At 38.6% G+C, this 16,520-nt stretch carries 14 protein-coding genes; 4 read left to right on the top strand and 10 right to left on the bottom strand.

Annotation, left to right across the window (positions count from 1 at the left end; genetic code table 11):
• Positions 1-84 precede the first annotated feature (84 nt).
• From ACEPXG_RS00805 to ACEPXG_RS00795, 3 genes are all read right to left on the bottom strand, one after another.
• The gene (locus ACEPXG_RS00805) at positions 85-519 is read right to left on the bottom strand and encodes a BclA C-terminal domain-containing protein (protein WP_391206367.1); all 435 of its coding nucleotides are present in this window, start codon (positions 517-519) and stop codon (positions 85-87) included.
• Positions 520-1,704: 1,185 nt separating this feature from the next.
• Positions 1,705-2,244 carry a transcription repressor NadR gene (locus ACEPXG_RS00800; protein WP_391209714.1) on the bottom strand — a complete coding sequence of 180 codons (540 nt, stop codon included), beginning with the start codon at positions 2,242-2,244 and terminating at the stop codon, positions 1,705-1,707.
• A complete protein-coding gene (locus tag ACEPXG_RS00795; RefSeq protein ID WP_391206364.1) occupies positions 2,244-3,416 on the bottom strand; it encodes an IscS subfamily cysteine desulfurase in 1,173 nt (390 codons plus the stop codon). The genes ACEPXG_RS00800 and ACEPXG_RS00795 overlap by 1 nt, the downstream gene beginning before the upstream one ends.
• 100 nt (positions 3,417-3,516) lie before the next feature.
• Here ACEPXG_RS00795 and nadB point away from each other — a divergent pair, with 100 nt between their 5' ends.
• The 3 genes from nadB to nadA are packed head-to-tail and all read left to right on the top strand — an operon-like array spanning position 3,517 to position 7,043.
• Positions 3,517-5,109, top strand: coding sequence for an L-aspartate oxidase (gene nadB / locus ACEPXG_RS00790; protein WP_391206361.1), 1,593 nt, complete (start codon positions 3,517-3,519; stop codon positions 5,107-5,109).
• Entirely contained in the window at positions 5,078-5,920 is an 843-nt protein-coding gene (gene nadC, locus ACEPXG_RS00785; RefSeq protein WP_391206359.1) for a carboxylating nicotinate-nucleotide diphosphorylase, read from the top strand. The genes nadB and nadC overlap by 32 nt, the downstream gene beginning before the upstream one ends.
• 13 nt (positions 5,921-5,933) lie before the next feature.
• The gene (gene nadA, locus ACEPXG_RS00780) at positions 5,934-7,043 is read left to right on the top strand and encodes a quinolinate synthase NadA (protein WP_391206356.1); all 1,110 of its coding nucleotides are present in this window, start codon (positions 5,934-5,936) and stop codon (positions 7,041-7,043) included.
• A 222-nt stretch (positions 7,044-7,265) separates the two neighbouring features.
• Here nadA and ACEPXG_RS00775 read toward each other — a convergent pair whose 3' ends face one another.
• Together ACEPXG_RS00775 and ACEPXG_RS00770 are read right to left on the bottom strand one after the other, a co-directional pair.
• Positions 7,266-7,955, bottom strand: a complete 690-nt coding sequence (locus ACEPXG_RS00775; RefSeq protein ID WP_391206353.1) for a GNAT family N-acetyltransferase — start codon at positions 7,953-7,955, stop codon at positions 7,266-7,268.
• A gap of 11 nt (positions 7,956-7,966) precedes the next feature.
• Positions 7,967-9,079 carry a mandelate racemase/muconate lactonizing enzyme family protein gene (locus tag ACEPXG_RS00770; RefSeq protein WP_391206350.1) on the bottom strand — a complete coding sequence of 371 codons (1,113 nt, stop codon included), beginning with the start codon at positions 9,077-9,079 and terminating at the stop codon, positions 7,967-7,969.
• Between the two features lie 89 nt (positions 9,080-9,168).
• Here ACEPXG_RS00770 and ACEPXG_RS00765 point away from each other — a divergent pair, with 89 nt between their 5' ends.
• Positions 9,169-10,413, top strand: a complete 1,245-nt coding sequence (locus ACEPXG_RS00765; RefSeq protein ID WP_391206347.1) for a transcriptional regulator — start codon at positions 9,169-9,171, stop codon at positions 10,411-10,413.
• Between the two features lie 292 nt (positions 10,414-10,705).
• Here ACEPXG_RS00765 and nhaC read toward each other — a convergent pair whose 3' ends face one another.
• The 5 genes from nhaC to ACEPXG_RS00740 all read right to left on the bottom strand — a co-directional run bounded on the left by nhaC (position 10,706) and on the right by ACEPXG_RS00740 (position 16,502).
• Complete coding sequence (gene nhaC / locus ACEPXG_RS00760; RefSeq protein WP_391209711.1) at positions 10,706-12,109, bottom strand: Na+/H+ antiporter NhaC; 1,404 nt, start codon at positions 12,107-12,109, stop codon at positions 10,706-10,708.
• Between the two features lie 127 nt (positions 12,110-12,236).
• Positions 12,237-13,340, bottom strand: coding sequence for an amidohydrolase (locus tag ACEPXG_RS00755; RefSeq protein WP_391206344.1), 1,104 nt, complete (start codon positions 13,338-13,340; stop codon positions 12,237-12,239).
• 25 nt (positions 13,341-13,365) lie between these two features.
• Positions 13,366-13,560 (bottom strand): YwbE family protein, encoded by a 195-nt coding sequence (locus ACEPXG_RS00750; RefSeq protein WP_391206341.1) that lies wholly within the window; start codon positions 13,558-13,560, stop codon positions 13,366-13,368.
• 215 nt (positions 13,561-13,775) lie between these two features.
• Positions 13,776-14,999: a M20 metallopeptidase family protein gene (locus ACEPXG_RS00745; protein WP_391206339.1), complete on the bottom strand. Its 1,224-nt coding sequence runs from the start codon at positions 14,997-14,999 to the stop codon at positions 13,776-13,778.
• Between the two features lie 90 nt (positions 15,000-15,089).
• A complete protein-coding gene (locus tag ACEPXG_RS00740; protein WP_391206336.1) occupies positions 15,090-16,502 on the bottom strand; it encodes a YfcC family protein in 1,413 nt (470 codons plus the stop codon).
• Positions 16,503-16,520: the final 18 nt, after the last annotated feature.

Below are 16,520 nucleotides of genomic sequence, written 5' to 3'. Positions count from 1 at the left end.
CTGAAATCAGGATTTCTCTTGTTGATTGTAAACTCCTTTACAACTTCACTATGATTTTTTTGAGCGTTCCATAGCCCTTAGAAATTAATCTAATTTTTTAATTACAATAGAAGCGTTTACACTTGCTTGTGTACCACCGATTGGGGTGGCAAGACCAACTGCTGCAGCTGAAGAATGATTTCGAAGAGTAAGAACATCGCCGGCTCCAATAATGAATATTGCTTGGCCATCTACTCCCTGCGTTCCAGCACCTGAAGCATAAATGGTACCCGGAACTAGGTCGCCATTTAAAAAAAGCGCAAATTGATTTGGTTCTGTACCTGACACGGAGAAAGCAACCTCGTAGATACCTGCATTGGTAATTTGAATCGAAGATGATCCGGAAGCATGCAAAATTCCAGCCGTAAGAAAACCATTTGTATCAAAATTAACATCCGCCCCTATCGCAACCGTTTGAGCATCTAAGTTGTAAATATAAGCTAATTCCGATAAACAATTACATGGTATTATAATTCCCATAATGATAACCTCCTTTCAATAGTATTATGATAGATTATGATTTAGATGGATTAATGGCCTGGACAAATATAGTGAAAGAGAAAATAAATATCTTAGTAGTGTTTCTTAGGGGTGCCAACGTGCTATATACGAACTAATTTTCCCCGCTTATCTTTAAGAAAAACGCAAGCGTCCTTTTAGTGCTCTTGTCTTCTCTATTCCCAGAGTGCTTTGGATGAATCATTGCTACACTATTACCACGGGAATTTTTGTGGATGGAGAAGTGACTGCGTCACTTCTCCATCCACTTTTTTCGGTAATCTTGTGGCGATTGTTTGTCCGTCGCCTTCTTGAAATATGTAAAGACATAATACATTTGTTTTGGTTAATGAGAGAATAAATCCTTTCCTATTCTTTTAAAAGCGGACGAAGATGCAATTTCGTCCGCTCAGCGCTTCTTTAATAATGGATGCTATTTATTTTTCTCTAGTACCACCTACTCTAATGACACACCCACTGATTCGTGTATACTGTGTATGGTAAAACTAAAAAAACTAAAGATCTAACCCTTGAAATTATACTATGAATCCTTACTATTACTGGATTCTTAGCGATAGTTGGGCAAAATTTTCTTGTTAGATACTACTTTCTTAATGGATTGTAGTGAAAGGTGGCGACTCCAGCGGGATGAGTGAGAGGCCACTGAAAAAGTCCGATTTTCCCGAAAATGAAAATTTCATAAAAACTCATTCCCAAAAAGGTGCTATTTTTAGCTACTAAAGTGGGGGTAAGAGTTTTCAGGATTTTCAAATTCAAATTTTTAGTCACTTTTTCAGTAGCCTCATGAGTGAGACAGATGGGCCATTGCTGCGGCGCCCCCGAGGAACGCGTCCACCTGAAACGGAAATCCGCGGTTCTATTTAATTCTTTAAAGTACTATGAACACTGATTTCGCAGGTTGATAATTCATAAACTTTCTTATCTTTTTAAAAAAGCGCAAGCGCCCTTTAAGTGCACCTGGTCATCACCAATTCCCGAGTTCTTTGGACTAAATGCTCTAAATAAGCGTTACATACAGAAAGACCCCAAACACCATGTCTAACAGATTTCTAGAACCTACTTTTATATTCTTATCTTTTAAAAAAGGAAACAATTTGTTATTAACCGCTACTTTCTTTTTGTTTCTCAAAAAAAAACAGATATCTGTCATTCGACAAGGATATCTGCTTTTCTTAATGCTTCTTCTGCATTTTTTATTTGAATTTCATTGTCTGCTAAAAGTGTATGAAGGTGTATGCCGCCTTCCGTTAAGTTCAATAAAAAAACCGCTTTTTCTTCGCCAATTTTTTTGATAAATTCTTTCACTTCATTTCGATTAGACACCATGACGGATGCACTAAGGTCGCCATATACAGGATGTTCGATTTTAACGTCTTTAACGGTAACCCCGTTATCGACAAGAATGTTTAGTTCCTCTTCAGTTTGTTCTGGAGTATGCCGACAGACAATTGTCTTTTTCATTTTTCCAGGGACCACATGTGTATGCATATATACGTAACCTTGGCTTGTGGCGATAATCGGTTCATTTCGCGCCTTCAGCAGTGTAATATCGCCGACGATAACTTGCCGACTTACTTTAGTCATTTCTCCAAGTTCTCTTCCCGGAATCGGTTTGTCGGTAGTACGTAACGTTTTGACAATAAATTCTCTACGTTCTTCTCCCAAAATCTTTTCATTTTCATTCATCATATAACCTCCTCGCACTGTAATTTCTTCACAATTGGTGCATGGATATTCTGTGCAATCTGAACGAGCTTATCAGTTAACGCATCGACGCTATCCATAGTAGTTCCGTTGCCAAAAGAAATTCGTATAAATTCCTTTGATTTTTGCGGATCAACTTGTAACGCTACCATCACTTTCGATGCATGTTGCTGTCCAACCTTGCACGCACTACCAGTTGAAATAGCAAATCCGTGTCGATTCAATTCTAGCATAATCAGCTGACCTTCCACGTTTTTTATCCCTAATCCAACTATTTGCGGAAGTTGTTGTTCTATATCGTTCGATTGATAGATTGTAAATAATTCTGGGTATTTCACAATCTTTTTTAGAAATGCATTTCTGAAATGACTGTACGTTTCTTTACGATTCAGCGTTTCTTCCATTTGTTTAGCTGCTGTTACAAATGCCGCAATACCAGGAACGTTGACTGTACCTCCCCTGAACCCTGATTCGTGCACAAGACCTGGGAAAACCGGGACAAGCCGATGCCGTGGATTGATGTACGCAGCCCCAACCCCTTTTGGACCGTAGACCTTATGGCTCGAAACTGTTAAACTATCAACGATTTTTGCGATAGGTTTCAAATCTATTTTTCCAAACGATTGCACACAATCACTATGAAAAAGAATAGAACGTTCCTTCAAAATCGTAGCAATTTTTTCAAGCGGTTGTATCGTGCCAATTTCCGGGTTTATATGTTGCACACTGACGAGAATTGTATCACTTGTTAACGCTTCTTCCAATAAATGAAGATCGATAAATCCATCTTTCGTAAACGGGATTGCGGTCACTATAAATCCATTCTCTTTTAAATAGTCAAGTGCCGAATCAACGGAAGGGTGTTCACCTAAAGTTGTAATAATATGATTTCCTCTATGTTTATTCGCTTTAGCAAGCGAAATGATAGACAGTAGATTGCTCTCTGTACCACCCGAGGTAAAATACACCCCTGCAGATTCTACACCAAGCATAGCCGCAAGTTCCTCACGGCAAAAAGTCAGCATATTTTGTGCTTTTCCGCCTACTTCATGTAAACTGCTCGTATTTCCATAACATGCTTGAGAAAGTTTTACGTACACATGTGAAGCTTCCGGATGTAATGGTGTCGTTGCTGCATAGTCGAAATAATACAATTATAACTCCTCCAAGTAAAAGTATAAATTCATCTTGCCATAGTTTGTGTTATGTGTAAAGATAGGTGTCAAGACACTTATTATAACTAGGGGGATTAGTGTGAAAACGTACAATTGCATCATTGTCGGAAGCGGAATTGCTGCTATGCAACTTGCTAATCACCTAAGTAACCAGTTTCGCGTGCTTGTTATTACAAAGTCGACGAGACGGGCAAATAATTCATATCATGCTCAAGGCGGTATTGCAGCTGCAATGGGAAACGAAGATGCACCGTTTTTTCATTATGAAGACACGATAAAGGCAGGGTGTGACTTCCATAACGAAAAGGAAGTCCGTGTTCTCGTCGAGAATGGTCCTGCTCTCATTGAACAGTTGAAAAACGATGGACTTTCATTTGATCAAGATGAAATCGGGCAATTGGCTCTAGGAATGGAAGGCGCTCATAGCCGAAAACGAATTGTTCACTGCGGAGGCGATGCCACCGGTAAATATATGATGGAACATCTCATCGCTTCGATAAGACCTACGATTGATGTGATAGAAAATCGCCTTGTTTACGAGCTCATGATTCACCCCGATTCAAAAAAATGTATTGGTATTAAAGCAAAAGATGCAGATGGCAATAACGAAGTATATTTTAGTGACAATGTCGTTCTAGCTGTCGGTGGAATAGGTGGGTTGTTTTCTTTTACATCAAACGATTCTTCTGTTGCAGGAGATGGTGTTGCATTGGCATATCGAGCGGGTGCAGAAATTATAGATATGGAATTTATTCAATTTCATCCGACCTTACTCTATATAAACGGAAAAACAGCGGGATTGATTTCCGAAGCGGTAAGAGGAGAAGGTGCTCGATTGGTGGATGAATCAGGAATGCCCTTGATGAAAGGGAAGCATTTACTCGAAGACTTAGCTCCACGTCATATTGTTGCGAAGGAAATATTTCATCTACGTGCGGCAGGAAGTGAGGTCTACTTGGATATCTCGAGTATTGCCAGATTCGAAGAAAAGTTTCCGACGATTACAACATTGTGCCAAGCGAATGGAATTTCAATAGAAGCGGGGAAAATTCCGGTAGCTCCAGGCTGCCATTTTCTTATGGGAGGAATTGCTGTCGATTCGGTTGGTCAAACCTCCATTGATGGTCTGTACGCAATTGGCGAGACGGCCGCAACAGGAGTTCATGGGGCCAATAGACTTGCTAGCAATTCCTTGTTGGAAGGCCTTTATTATGGGAAGAAATTGGCCGTTCATTTAAATGAACAGATAGATAAGAATGAAACGGGTGCTACTTCTTTTTATCCATTGAAAGCATCTTCTCTAAACATACCTGTATTCCCTCATAAAGAGGAAATACAAGAAAAAATGATGGCGTACGCCGGGATTATTAGAACACGTTTGGAACTTGAACTATTGGAAAAGTGGATAAACGAATATGATCTTCCGGCTTTCATGGACGATTCGTTGGATGAATGGAGTATCGAAAACATCCAAAAACTATTCATGCTTCAAACTGCAAAACTTGTCGTAAATGCCGCATTGCTTAGAGAAGAAAGCCGCGGTGCACATAACCGGGAAGACTTTTCTGTGGAGAATAAACGATGGGGGCAATTACATATTGTCCAGTCAAAAAATGGAACTGAAATGAGGGAACGACAACGTGAACACACTGAAATTGAAATCTATGCTTGAACACTTTTATATAGAAGATATCGGAGACACTGATCTCTCCAGTGATTTATTATTCCCAGAAGAAGTGACCGGTGAATTGAGTATCGTCGCGAAAATGGAAGGAATTTTTTGCGGTAAGAAAGTGATTGAGGAAGGATTGCGAGTTATTGATGATTCGTCAACCGTAATCTGTCATGTAGAAGATGGCGAGCAGATTCGAAAAGGGACCGTAATTGCAACGGCGAAAGGTCCTGTGTGTAGCTTGTTAAAAAGCGAACGTGTCATATTGAATTTGATCCAACGAATGAGTGCTATTGCGACCGAGACACATAGAGTAGTGAAAAAAGTCAAAGGAACGGGAACGAAAGTGTGTGACACACGAAAAACGATGCCAGGCTTACGCATGCTCGATAAATATGCTGTCCGTACGGGTGGTGGATTCAATCATCGCAACGGATTATATGATGCAGTTATGTTGAAGGATAATCATCTTGCTTTTGCAGGTTCCATTACAAAAGCAGTCGAAACGGTGAGAGCTACTATTGGCCACACCGTCAAAATAGAAGTGGAAATAGAGACGTTTGAACAACTGCAAGAAGCAATTGCAGCGAAAGCGGATATTATTATGTTCGACAATTGCACACCTGAAACAATAAAAGAATGGAAGAGTTTTGTTCCAGAAACAATTATTACGGAAGCGTCCGGGATGATCACGAACGATACAATTCGCGATTATGCGGAGGCGGGTGTTGACTATATTTCATTAGGATACCTAACACACTCTGTAAAAGCGCTGGACATTAGTGCGAATGTGACAATCAGTACAAATTAATGGAGGGATCGACTTGTCTATCTTGGACTATTTCGAAGAGAAAATGAGCGGTACATTACCTGAATCGTACCGGAATTTATCGCGTGAGCAAATGGAAACACGTATTATGGAGATTAAACAGCAACTTGGCGAAAAACTTTTTATCCCAGGGCACCATTACCAAAAAGATGAAGTGATTCAGTTTGCAGATGCATCTGGCGATTCCCTGCAACTAGCTCAGATTTGTGCTTCCAATGAAAAAGCAGAGCATATCGTTTTTTGTGGCGTCCATTTTATGGCGGAAACCGCTGATATTTTGACGACGGATGGGCAGAAAGTGTATTTACCCGATATGCGCGCAGGTTGTTCAATGGCCGATATGGCGAACATCTTCCAGACAGACCGCGCGTGGGCTGCACTTGCGGAAATGTTTGGAGACACAATTGTGCCACTCACATACGTCAATTCAACTGCCGCCATTAAAGCCTTTGTTGGTAAAAATGGTGGTGCGACCGTGACTTCATCCAACGCTCATTCGATGGTGAAATGGGCATTCACACAAAAGGAACGCATCCTGTTCTTACCAGACCAACACTTAGGAAGAAACACCGCTTATGATATCGGAATACCACTTGAGCAAATGGCCATTTGGGACCCCATTCGCGATAAGCTCGTTTACGAAGGAGCAATAGAAGACATCAAAGTAATCTTGTGGAAAGGGCATTGCTCTGTTCATGAAAACTTCACCGTCAAAAATATAGCCTATGTTCGTGAAAATTATCCCGACATGCGCATTATCGTCCATCCCGAATGTTCACGAGAAGTCGTTGCATTATCGGACGATAGCGGCTCTACAAAATACATCATTGATGCTATCGAAAATGCAGCACCAGGCAGTAAATGGGCAATTGGCACGGAAATGAATCTAGTTAACCGTCTTATCCAACACCACCCAGACAAACAGATTATTTCGTTGAATCCAAGCATGTGTCCGTGTTTGACCATGAACCGCATCGACCTTCCTCATCTCCATTGGAGTCTCGAAAGTATTATAAACAAAGAAGAAGTGAATGTTATCAAAGTCGATGAAGAAACTGCAAAAGATGCTATTAAAGCGCTAGAGCGAATGTTGGAAATGGCGTAAAAATCTGAAGGAGACACCAAGTTTGAAATGACTGGTGTCTCCTTTTTTGTTCTTGATATTGGGGTTTTCTTGTTATTTGCTCCTGCGCAAAGCTCGTCGCAGAAAAACGTTGCTCTTACTTGTAATCTGGTTACTTTCATCTGCAAACTGATTGCTTTCATCAACGGCTTAGTCGCTCTTACGCTCTATTTGGTCTCCCTTTGACATTAACTTCAACTTCCTTTAAATGTACTTCCCTTTTTCCTCATAAGTCACATACCAAACATCGTCTTTTTGCAAAATGTTTGTTCCGATCCATCCTTGGTCAAGTAGTTGTTGTTGTTTTTCCGTGTCATCCATATTGATTTCCAAAACTTTGGTACTGGCTTTACGATTTTCATGGAGCTTTTTATAAAATACGTAACGTAGCATTTCACCGTATTTCTTTTTCAGTGCACCGATGACCATACCTTGGCTTAGTTTGTCTTTTAAACTTGCAATATTAAACGGTGCAACTGTTGCGCATACATGTGTATACGGCGAGGCATCTAAAAGCTCCATAACGATTGTTCCAAGTTTTTTTTGCAAACCAAATCCACGGTAATCTGGATGCACATTCGTAATTTCTTGATAGACAACTTTGTCTAATTGCTCCGTTCCAAGTCCGATATCGTATCCTAGATGATGTTCGTCTATTTCAGGAATTGCCAATGCACGGAATGCGATTAACTGGTCTTCTACGAATACGCCAACCATTAAGTGATTTGCGATAGAATGTTCATATTCTTCCTTTGTTAATGGAGATAAGAAATTATTATTTGCAATTGTTTTCAAAATAACTTCTTGAATACGTAAAATATCTTCTACACTATCTGATGTCAGCTCTCGGATTACATACTCTTTTTTGCCAAGATACCCATTCCATTCTTTCATCTAAACACCTCTTACTTTGTTACTTTCGTAGAAAACTCTGTTAGTTCTTGTAAAATAACTTCATCTATATCAATACCTAGACCAGCACGTTCATTTAGTTTAATAAAAGGAACGTCATAGTGTAAATTCCCAATGTCTTTTGAGAATTTAAGTGGGCCTGTTAACTCTACACTAGTAAACGCTTTTTTAGAAAATGCAACATGGAAACCTGCTGAGGATCCAATAGAAGACTCAACCATAGAACCGATTTGACATTCAATTCCAGCCGTTTCTGCCATATGTGCTAGTTTCATTGCTGGGTAGATGCCACCGCATTTCATTAATTTAATGTTAACCTTATGGGCTGCTTGTTTCTCGATTAATTCACGCATATCACGAAAGCCTCTTAAGCCCTCATCCATCATAAGCGGTGTACTTGTTTTTGCTTTTACTTCTACCATTCCATTGAAATCATCCGCAACTACTGGCTGCTCTAACCAATCGAGACCCGCATGCTCTAGTTGACGCATTGCTGTAATTGTATTCGCACTGTTTTTCCAGCCTTGATTTACATCGACACGAATTGCAATATCGTCTCCTACTTTTGCACGTACTGCTTGAATACGTTTTACGTCGTCTTGTACTTCTGTCCCGACTTTCATTTTAAACGATGAATAGCCTTCTTTTATACGTTTTTCTGCTTCTTCCGCCATCTTTTCAGGTGTTCCGATACTTAAAACATGCGTAATTGGGAATTTCTCGTGATAACGACCTCCAAGTAATTGATAAACTGGGACACCAAGTTTTTTCCCTACTACATCGTAGCACGCAATATCGATTGCAGCTTTTGCCGCTGGCGCTTGATAAACCGCTTTATCCATCATCTCATGCAATCGTTCAAATTCCATTGGATTTTTTCCGATTAATAATGGAGCTAATGTATTTTTTAACATTGCATATGTGCTTTCCCATGTTTCTCCCGTCACATGCTCATCTGCAACCGCTTCTCCGTATCCGACTAGACCATCCTCCGTTGTTAACTTTACAATAATAGACGGCATATCGTCGTAAGTATGGTAGCTAATGATAAATGGTTCCAGTAATGGTAATCTAATAGCATAAATATCAATTTCTTTTATTTTCATTTTACTTCCTACTTTCTTTACATTTTTTTATTTTCCAGTTATAGTTGTCGTTAAATAGTCGTTTAAAAATTAAAAAAAGAGGTGCAAGGATGATTACACGCATTGCTGTCTTAGGTTCCAGTAATTTTATCGAGCATTTAAGGCAATTTGAACATGAACTAAATTCTATCCGTTTGGATTATTATATCTATAATACACCCATGGAAGCAATAGATATTGTGTCCAAAATTAAACCTTGCGATGCTGTATTTTTTTCTGGATCCCTTCCATATATTTACGCTAAGGAAGCTAGAGAGAAATTACCTGTTCCGTCTCATTATTTACGACAAGATGAAACTGCTATTAGTACTACACTTCTGTCCGTTTGCTTTTCTGAGTCTATTCCTATCCAACGGATTTCTATCGACTTAATCGAACCAAGAAGTGTTCAAAGTGTTTTGGAGGATATTGCGCAAATGGAACAACATCCATTTATGATGCAAATTGATTCTGGTTTTAATTTGGAGGAAGTCGTTTCTTTCCATTCCAAACTACAAGATAATGGTGAATCCTCTCTAGCAATTACTAGTATCCATGCAGTTTATCAAGAATTAAAAGAAAAAAATATTTCTGTCATTCGAATGATTGACCCTAAAAGCTCTATATTGAAGGGAATTGAAGAGACGAAATCCATGGCCCTTCTCGCCAAAAGTCAATCCGCTAAAATTGCTGTTGGCTATATACAATTAAACGATAATGCATCGTTGTCAGAAGATTTGTTAAAGAAAATTTCAGGATCTATACAAGCAACTGCCGTTTCAGCAGAAGAGAATTTATATGTGCTATATTCTACTCAAGGCGACATACAGGATGCATTGAAAAGCAATACATTAGAAACATGGTTTGAACTCGCTACTTCACCACTACATATTGCATTTGGATTTGGTAAAACAGTTATAGAGGCAACACAAAATGCTCGTGATGCACTACCCTATGCAACGGAGAATACAGCTTACTTAATAACCGACCAAAAGGAATTATTGGGGCCCTATCCAAACAATCAAAAACAAGTAAATCTAAAGACAAATGAACCAAAGCTCGCACTGTTAGCGAAAGATACAACTCTAAGTCCTGCGAATTTATCGAAGGTGATGCAGTTCAGTCGTTCTCATAAATCGACTGAATTTACAGCCTCTGATTTAGAAATCTATTTACAAGTAAGTAGACGTACAACCGAACGAATCTTGAAAAAACTAGTAGATCACGGATATGCTCGCATTGTCGGTGAAGAAATGACCTACCAACAAGGGCGCCCCCGCGCGATTTACGAACTAAATTTCCCAACTTACTTGTAAATAAAAACTCATCTCTAAATCTGTATACCACCGGACATTTGACCTTCACATAAATGATTCCAACTTTAAATTGGTCTCGATTTATCCAATCTGGTTGCGAATTCAGTCGATTTGGTCTCGACATGCGAAAAATTGATTGCGATTTCCACTTAATTGGTCTCGAACTTATGTAATTGGTCTCGATATGCCATTTAATGTAAAATATTCACCGTCTTTTTCCTTTATTAAATGTAGAAAAAAGCTGTCCTCCAAGTCGTTTTATTAATCGACTTTTGGGACAGCTACTTTTTGATTAAGCTTCTATTGCTTCTCTTTTTTGTATTTCTGCGATTTCTGCTGCCGATAGTTTTTGGATCGTGAAGCCAGTTAATGCATATATAACAGAAATAATTGGTACGATGAAGTTTAATACCGCATATGGGGCATATTCGAATGTACCTACACCAAGTGTTCCAAGTATAAATACCCCACATGTGTTCCATGGAACAAAGACAGAAGTAAGTGTTCCACCATCTTCTAAAGCTCTAGATAGATTTTTAGATTTAAGACCCATTTTTGTATAAGCTGTTGCGAACATGCGCGCAGGTACTACAATGGAGATGTATTGCTCTGAACAAGATGCATTTGTCGCAAAACAAGCAATAAGTGTTGAAACGATTAGTGAACCAGTTGTTTTTGCAGCTTTTAAAATTTGATTCATAATGGATTGAAGCATACCAGAATACTCTAGGATACCACCGAATGTCATTGCGACAAGTGTCATCGATACAGTATACATCATCGAATCTAATCCACCACGATTAAATAAATCATCTACCATCGCATTTCCAGTATCGATAACAAAACCACTTTGAAGTGCTCCGATTGCTTCTGAAAGGCTACCACCTTGAACCAATACTTGCGATAAGGATCCAAGAATAATCCCTACAACAAGTGCTGGTATCGCAGGAACTTTCGTAGCCACAAGTACGATGACAGCAACTGGGATTAATAATAGCCATGGTGAGATGACAAAACTTTTTTCTAACATGAAGATTGTTTGCTGAATACTCTCTTGATCAATATTACTATTTCTATATTGTAATCCTAAAATTCCATATACCGTAAGGGCAATTAAAAGTCCTGGTATAGTTGTATAAAACATATGACGAATATGTACAAATAAATCGGTATCCGTTAAACCTGCTGCTAAATTCGTTGTATCTGATAAAGGCGACATCTTGTCCCCAAAATATGCACCAGAGATAACTGCTCCCGCTATGATTGGTGCTGGTATACTCATACTTAATCCGATACCCATTCCTGCTACACCGATTGTTCCCATGGTAGACCATGAACTTCCAATAGCTAACGAAACAACTCCACAAATAATACAAATTGTCACTAAGAATAGTGCTGGCGTAATTATTTTAAGTCCATAATATATCATCGTAGCAACTACTCCGCCACCAATCCAAGCTCCGATCGTCAAGCCTACTAAAATAATTATTACGACTGCCGGTAATGCTAGTTTAATCCCCTTATACATCATTTCTTCAATGTCATTCCACTTAAACCCATGTTTCCAAGCAACTAATGCTGCAACGGATGTACCAATTATTAATGGTATATGCGGTCCCTGTTTCAAAATTACTACTGCAACAATCATGCAAGCTATCATGACAAATAAAGGAATCAGTGCCCATATTAAAGACATTTCCTTCTTGGCAGTCACTTTATCTTTTTCATCCATATCATTTCCCCCTTTGTAACTATTACGGCAATTCTAGATTGACGTTTAATAGTCGCTAATAAGGTTATGATAAAGCCAAAATGATTGCTCGTCAATCCTTTTCCGCAATATTTGAAAGCGTTTTCGCTATAACTTTAGCACCAATTAATAGCGAATCGTGATTAAACGTCATATTCGGATGATGCAGACCAGGTGCAAGATCGGATCCAATTCCAATCATTGCAGCTTTAACTTCTGGATTTCTAATCGTATAGAAATGGAAATCATCACTGCCAGATGTAATCACTTCTTCAGCAAGATTTTCAATACCAACAACTTCAATAATGGCTTCCCTTGCAATTGCAGATGCCTCTGTTGAAACCTCTGCACCAGGTGTTACATCTTGCCATTCCCAATCTATTTCAATATCAAATTGTTGAGTTAATGAATGTAAATCCTTCTCTATTTGATCTTTCATTTGAAACAAGATGTCATTTTTGGCTGCACGTGCATCAATTGAGAAGGATGCAGTACCTGGAATGATATTTGCATTTTCTCCACCAGCCTGTATCTTCGTCAATTTTGCAGAATACGCTTCGAATGGAGAGAAATACAAGTTTTTCAACGCCTGATGAATTGCTACCGTCACATCAATTGCATTTTTCCCTTGATGTGGACGTGCCCCATGCGCATCAATTCCTTTTATTTGACCTTCTAAAAACATTGCCGCACCGTGATGGATTGCAGGAGATACTTTTCCGAAAGGAAGCTCTTCGATTGGTCGTAAATGTACACCGAAAAGATGGGTTACATCTTCAATTGCTCCTCTATCAATCATCGAATTCGCTCCGTTACCTTTTTCTTCAGCGGGCTGGAATATAAAGCGGATACGTTTGTTCAACTTTTCGTTTTTGATTAATAATAAAGCTCCTAATACCATCGAAATATTGGCATCATGTCCGCATGAGTGATTTGCACGAAATTCGCCATCGACTTCTTGCCAAAGAGCATCTATATCTGCACGAACAGCAATGACTTCTTTTCCCCCACCGATTTCTGCTAATAGACCTGTTACATCGTCAAATCGACGATACGGTACTTGAAGTTCGTCCAATATTTCAGCAAGTTTGTTTGTTGTTTCGTATTCTTTCCAGCTTATTTCTGGGTTTTCATGAAAGTGAGTAAACCATTGTAATATTTGCGATTCTACTTGCATTTCACTTACACTCCTTTTTCTATAATTATCCTATAATTTCACAAACCCTACCTACTTGTCCATCCGTTAATCGAACTTTTATGCCGTGTGGATGAAAGGAAGAATTGGTTAAAAGGTCCTTCACAATGCCTTTTGTTTTTTCACCTGTTCGTTGGTCTTTTTTCAAAATGATAAATACTTCTAGTCCTGGTTTAACGTCTTTTCTATTTTGTCCATTCATTTGGATTCACCTCTTTTTGTATCGTACCACTTTCATGCTATGCGTACACCATTTTGTAAAATAAGGTACGACAATTTAATGAAAACAAAAAACCTCCCTATAAAAAAGGAGGTTCGTGAATAGAAAGAATAGTTGCAGGACGGCAATCCTGATCACTGGTACCTTACACATAAGGTAGTGATTGGGGACATTCCCCAACTCAAGTATTCTTTATATTATTTCTGCTGTTGTTTTAACCATTCAATTGCCACGTTTGCATGTAAAGCAGCACCGTACTTAAAGATTTCTTCATTTTGTTTCATCCGAGGATTGTGAACTGGTGCCTCTCCCACTTTTCCTGTACCTAAAACGACAAAGGCAGACGGTACTTCTTGAGAGATATAAGAAAAATCTTCTGAACCACCCAATACTCCATCATCTACAACATTTTCCATTCCGATTACTTCTTCTAGGAAAGGCAGAATTTCATCAATGAATGCAGGATTATTATATGTCGTTGGTGTATGAAATTCATTTGTGCTATATTCTCCACGCCAAGCTTTTACCACATGGTCAATCATCTCTGGAATCCGTTTACACAAATGGTCTCTAGTCTCTTGATCATAACTGCGCATGTTTCCTTGTAGTACCGCTTTGTCTGGAATGACATTCGTAACAGTACCACCGCTCATCGCACCTACAGAAAAAGTTACATTCGCATTTGGAGGAGCTTCACGTGTTAATAATAAATTTAAACTTGTGTAAAGTTGGTTCATAATCATGTTAGCATCAATTGTTTTATGAGGTTGTGAGCTATGGCCACCACTTCCTTGAATGTCAACAATATACGTATCCATTGCTTGTGTTAATGTTCCTTTATGGACAGATAAAGTTCCAGCTTGTTGGTCTGGCATAATATGAATACCAAACGCAGCGTCCACTTTAGGGTTTTCTAGTAAACCATCTTCCATCATCAGCTTTGAACCGTATCCCCACTCTTCTCCAGGTTGAAACATTAATTTAACAGTTCCTTTTAATTCGGCCTCATGATCTTTCAATATTTGAGCTGCACCTAAAAGCATAGCTGTATGGGAGTCATGACCACAAGCATGCATTAAACCAGGGTTTTTCGATTTGTATTCAGATTCAACTTCTTCTTGAATTGGTAATGCATCCATATCCGCACGAAGTAGGATACAAGGCTCTCCCTGACCAATGGTTGCTACAACACCTGTACAATTTTCCTGTTGACCAAATCCAGCTCTTGCATACTTTTCTTTTACTTCCGTTGGCATAACTCCACAAGTTCTATGTTCAATCCCTATTTCATCCAGGCGTTTTTGAATATATTTTTGTGTGTTTGGAAGTTCGAAACCAATCTCTGGATATTGATGTAAATATCGTCGGTCTTTAATAAGTTGTTCTTCATACTTTTTGGAAGCTTCTAGAATACTAGTCATATAGACATCTCCTTAAATAAATTACTTTGATAAATATATTAATAGGCCAACGAAAAAATTGATAAAATCACTAGGTTTATTTTACGCCTTTTAGAACGGTCCTAATCCAATATAATGAGCAACTAATATTAAAATAAATGCCGCGAAATGTAGTAACATAAATAATTTCATTGAGAATTTTACCCAAGTAGCATAATCCACATTAGACATTCCAAGTGCAGCCATTAACCCGCCAGAAGTAGGCCATAAATAATTCGTGAATCCATCACCAAATTGATAAAGTACAACCATTACCTGTTGATTAATTCCCAGTATTTTACCTAAAGGTCCCATAATCGGCATTAAGATCATTGCTTTTCCACTTCCTGAAACGACAAAGAAATTGAAGAAGATGACAACTAAGAAGAGTACCAGTAATGTGATAATGGAGCTTGTATGGTTTAATAGTCCAGATAATGAATGGACAGCTGTATCGATAATTTGAGCTTGAGTCATTAAAATCATGACTGATCGAGCAAAACCAATGGCTAGTCCTGTTGGTAGAAGTATGGCTGCACCTTTCCCAAACATTACAGCAGCATCACTTGGTTTAATTTTTAACACAATTACTAAGAATACTGCATAGATTGCATAGACAGCGGATAATTCGGGCATTCCCCAACCAAGTTTAATTGCACCAAATGCACTGCCTACTAAAACTGCAACTAGTCCTAATAATGCAATTTTTCGTGATAGTGTAAACGCTTCTTCCTCATACTCAGCTTTATTCGCATTTTTTAATTGTTCTTTATATTCCGTAGCTACAAGACTCTTACTTGGGTCTGCTTTTGTTTTCTTAGCATAACGAAGAATATACAAAACAGAGATTACTAGAAAGATAACTAATGAGATGATACGAAAACCAACTCCTGAATAAATTGGCAATCCTACAATTGTTTGACTAACACCAGTAGTATAGAAGTTTACCGCACCTGCTGAAAAACCAATCGCTAAACCAATCGTGGAAGTTGCGAAACCAGTGATTCGGTCATACCCCATTCCCATTACTACTGCCATTGCTAGTGGAATAAAAGGGATTCCTCCTTCTCCAAAACCAATTGTTCCCATAATGGAAAATAAGGTGATTAATGCTATTATGACAATTTTTTCTTTTCCATCAGCAACCCGCAATAACTTATGAATACCCGCTGCAATTGCTCCTGATTTTTCAAGAATATAAAGAGCTCCACTTGCAAATAGAAGCATTACAATAATATCTGCAGATTGTACAACCCCGTTATGTAAGGCTGTAAAGAAGTCCATAAATCCTATTGGGTTTGCCTGATCCACATACGCAAAGTGTTCTGTGTTCAGTTCTGTTATCCCCGTATCTGGATTTTGTACTCGTTCATATTGTCCACTTGGTACAATCCATGATAATGCTACTACCAGTAACATAACTAGGATGAACATAATATAAACATGTGGTAAATTAAAACCTTTTCGTTCTTTCTTTGATGTCATGATAAATCCTCCAAATCT

It is taken from the genome of Psychrobacillus sp. L4 (assembly GCF_042944905.1).
Taxonomy (GTDB): domain Bacteria; phylum Bacillota; class Bacilli; order Bacillales_A; family Planococcaceae; genus Psychrobacillus.
The sequence above is the reverse complement of the archived record's forward strand: the minus strand, read 5'-3'. Positions and strand labels throughout refer to the sequence as shown.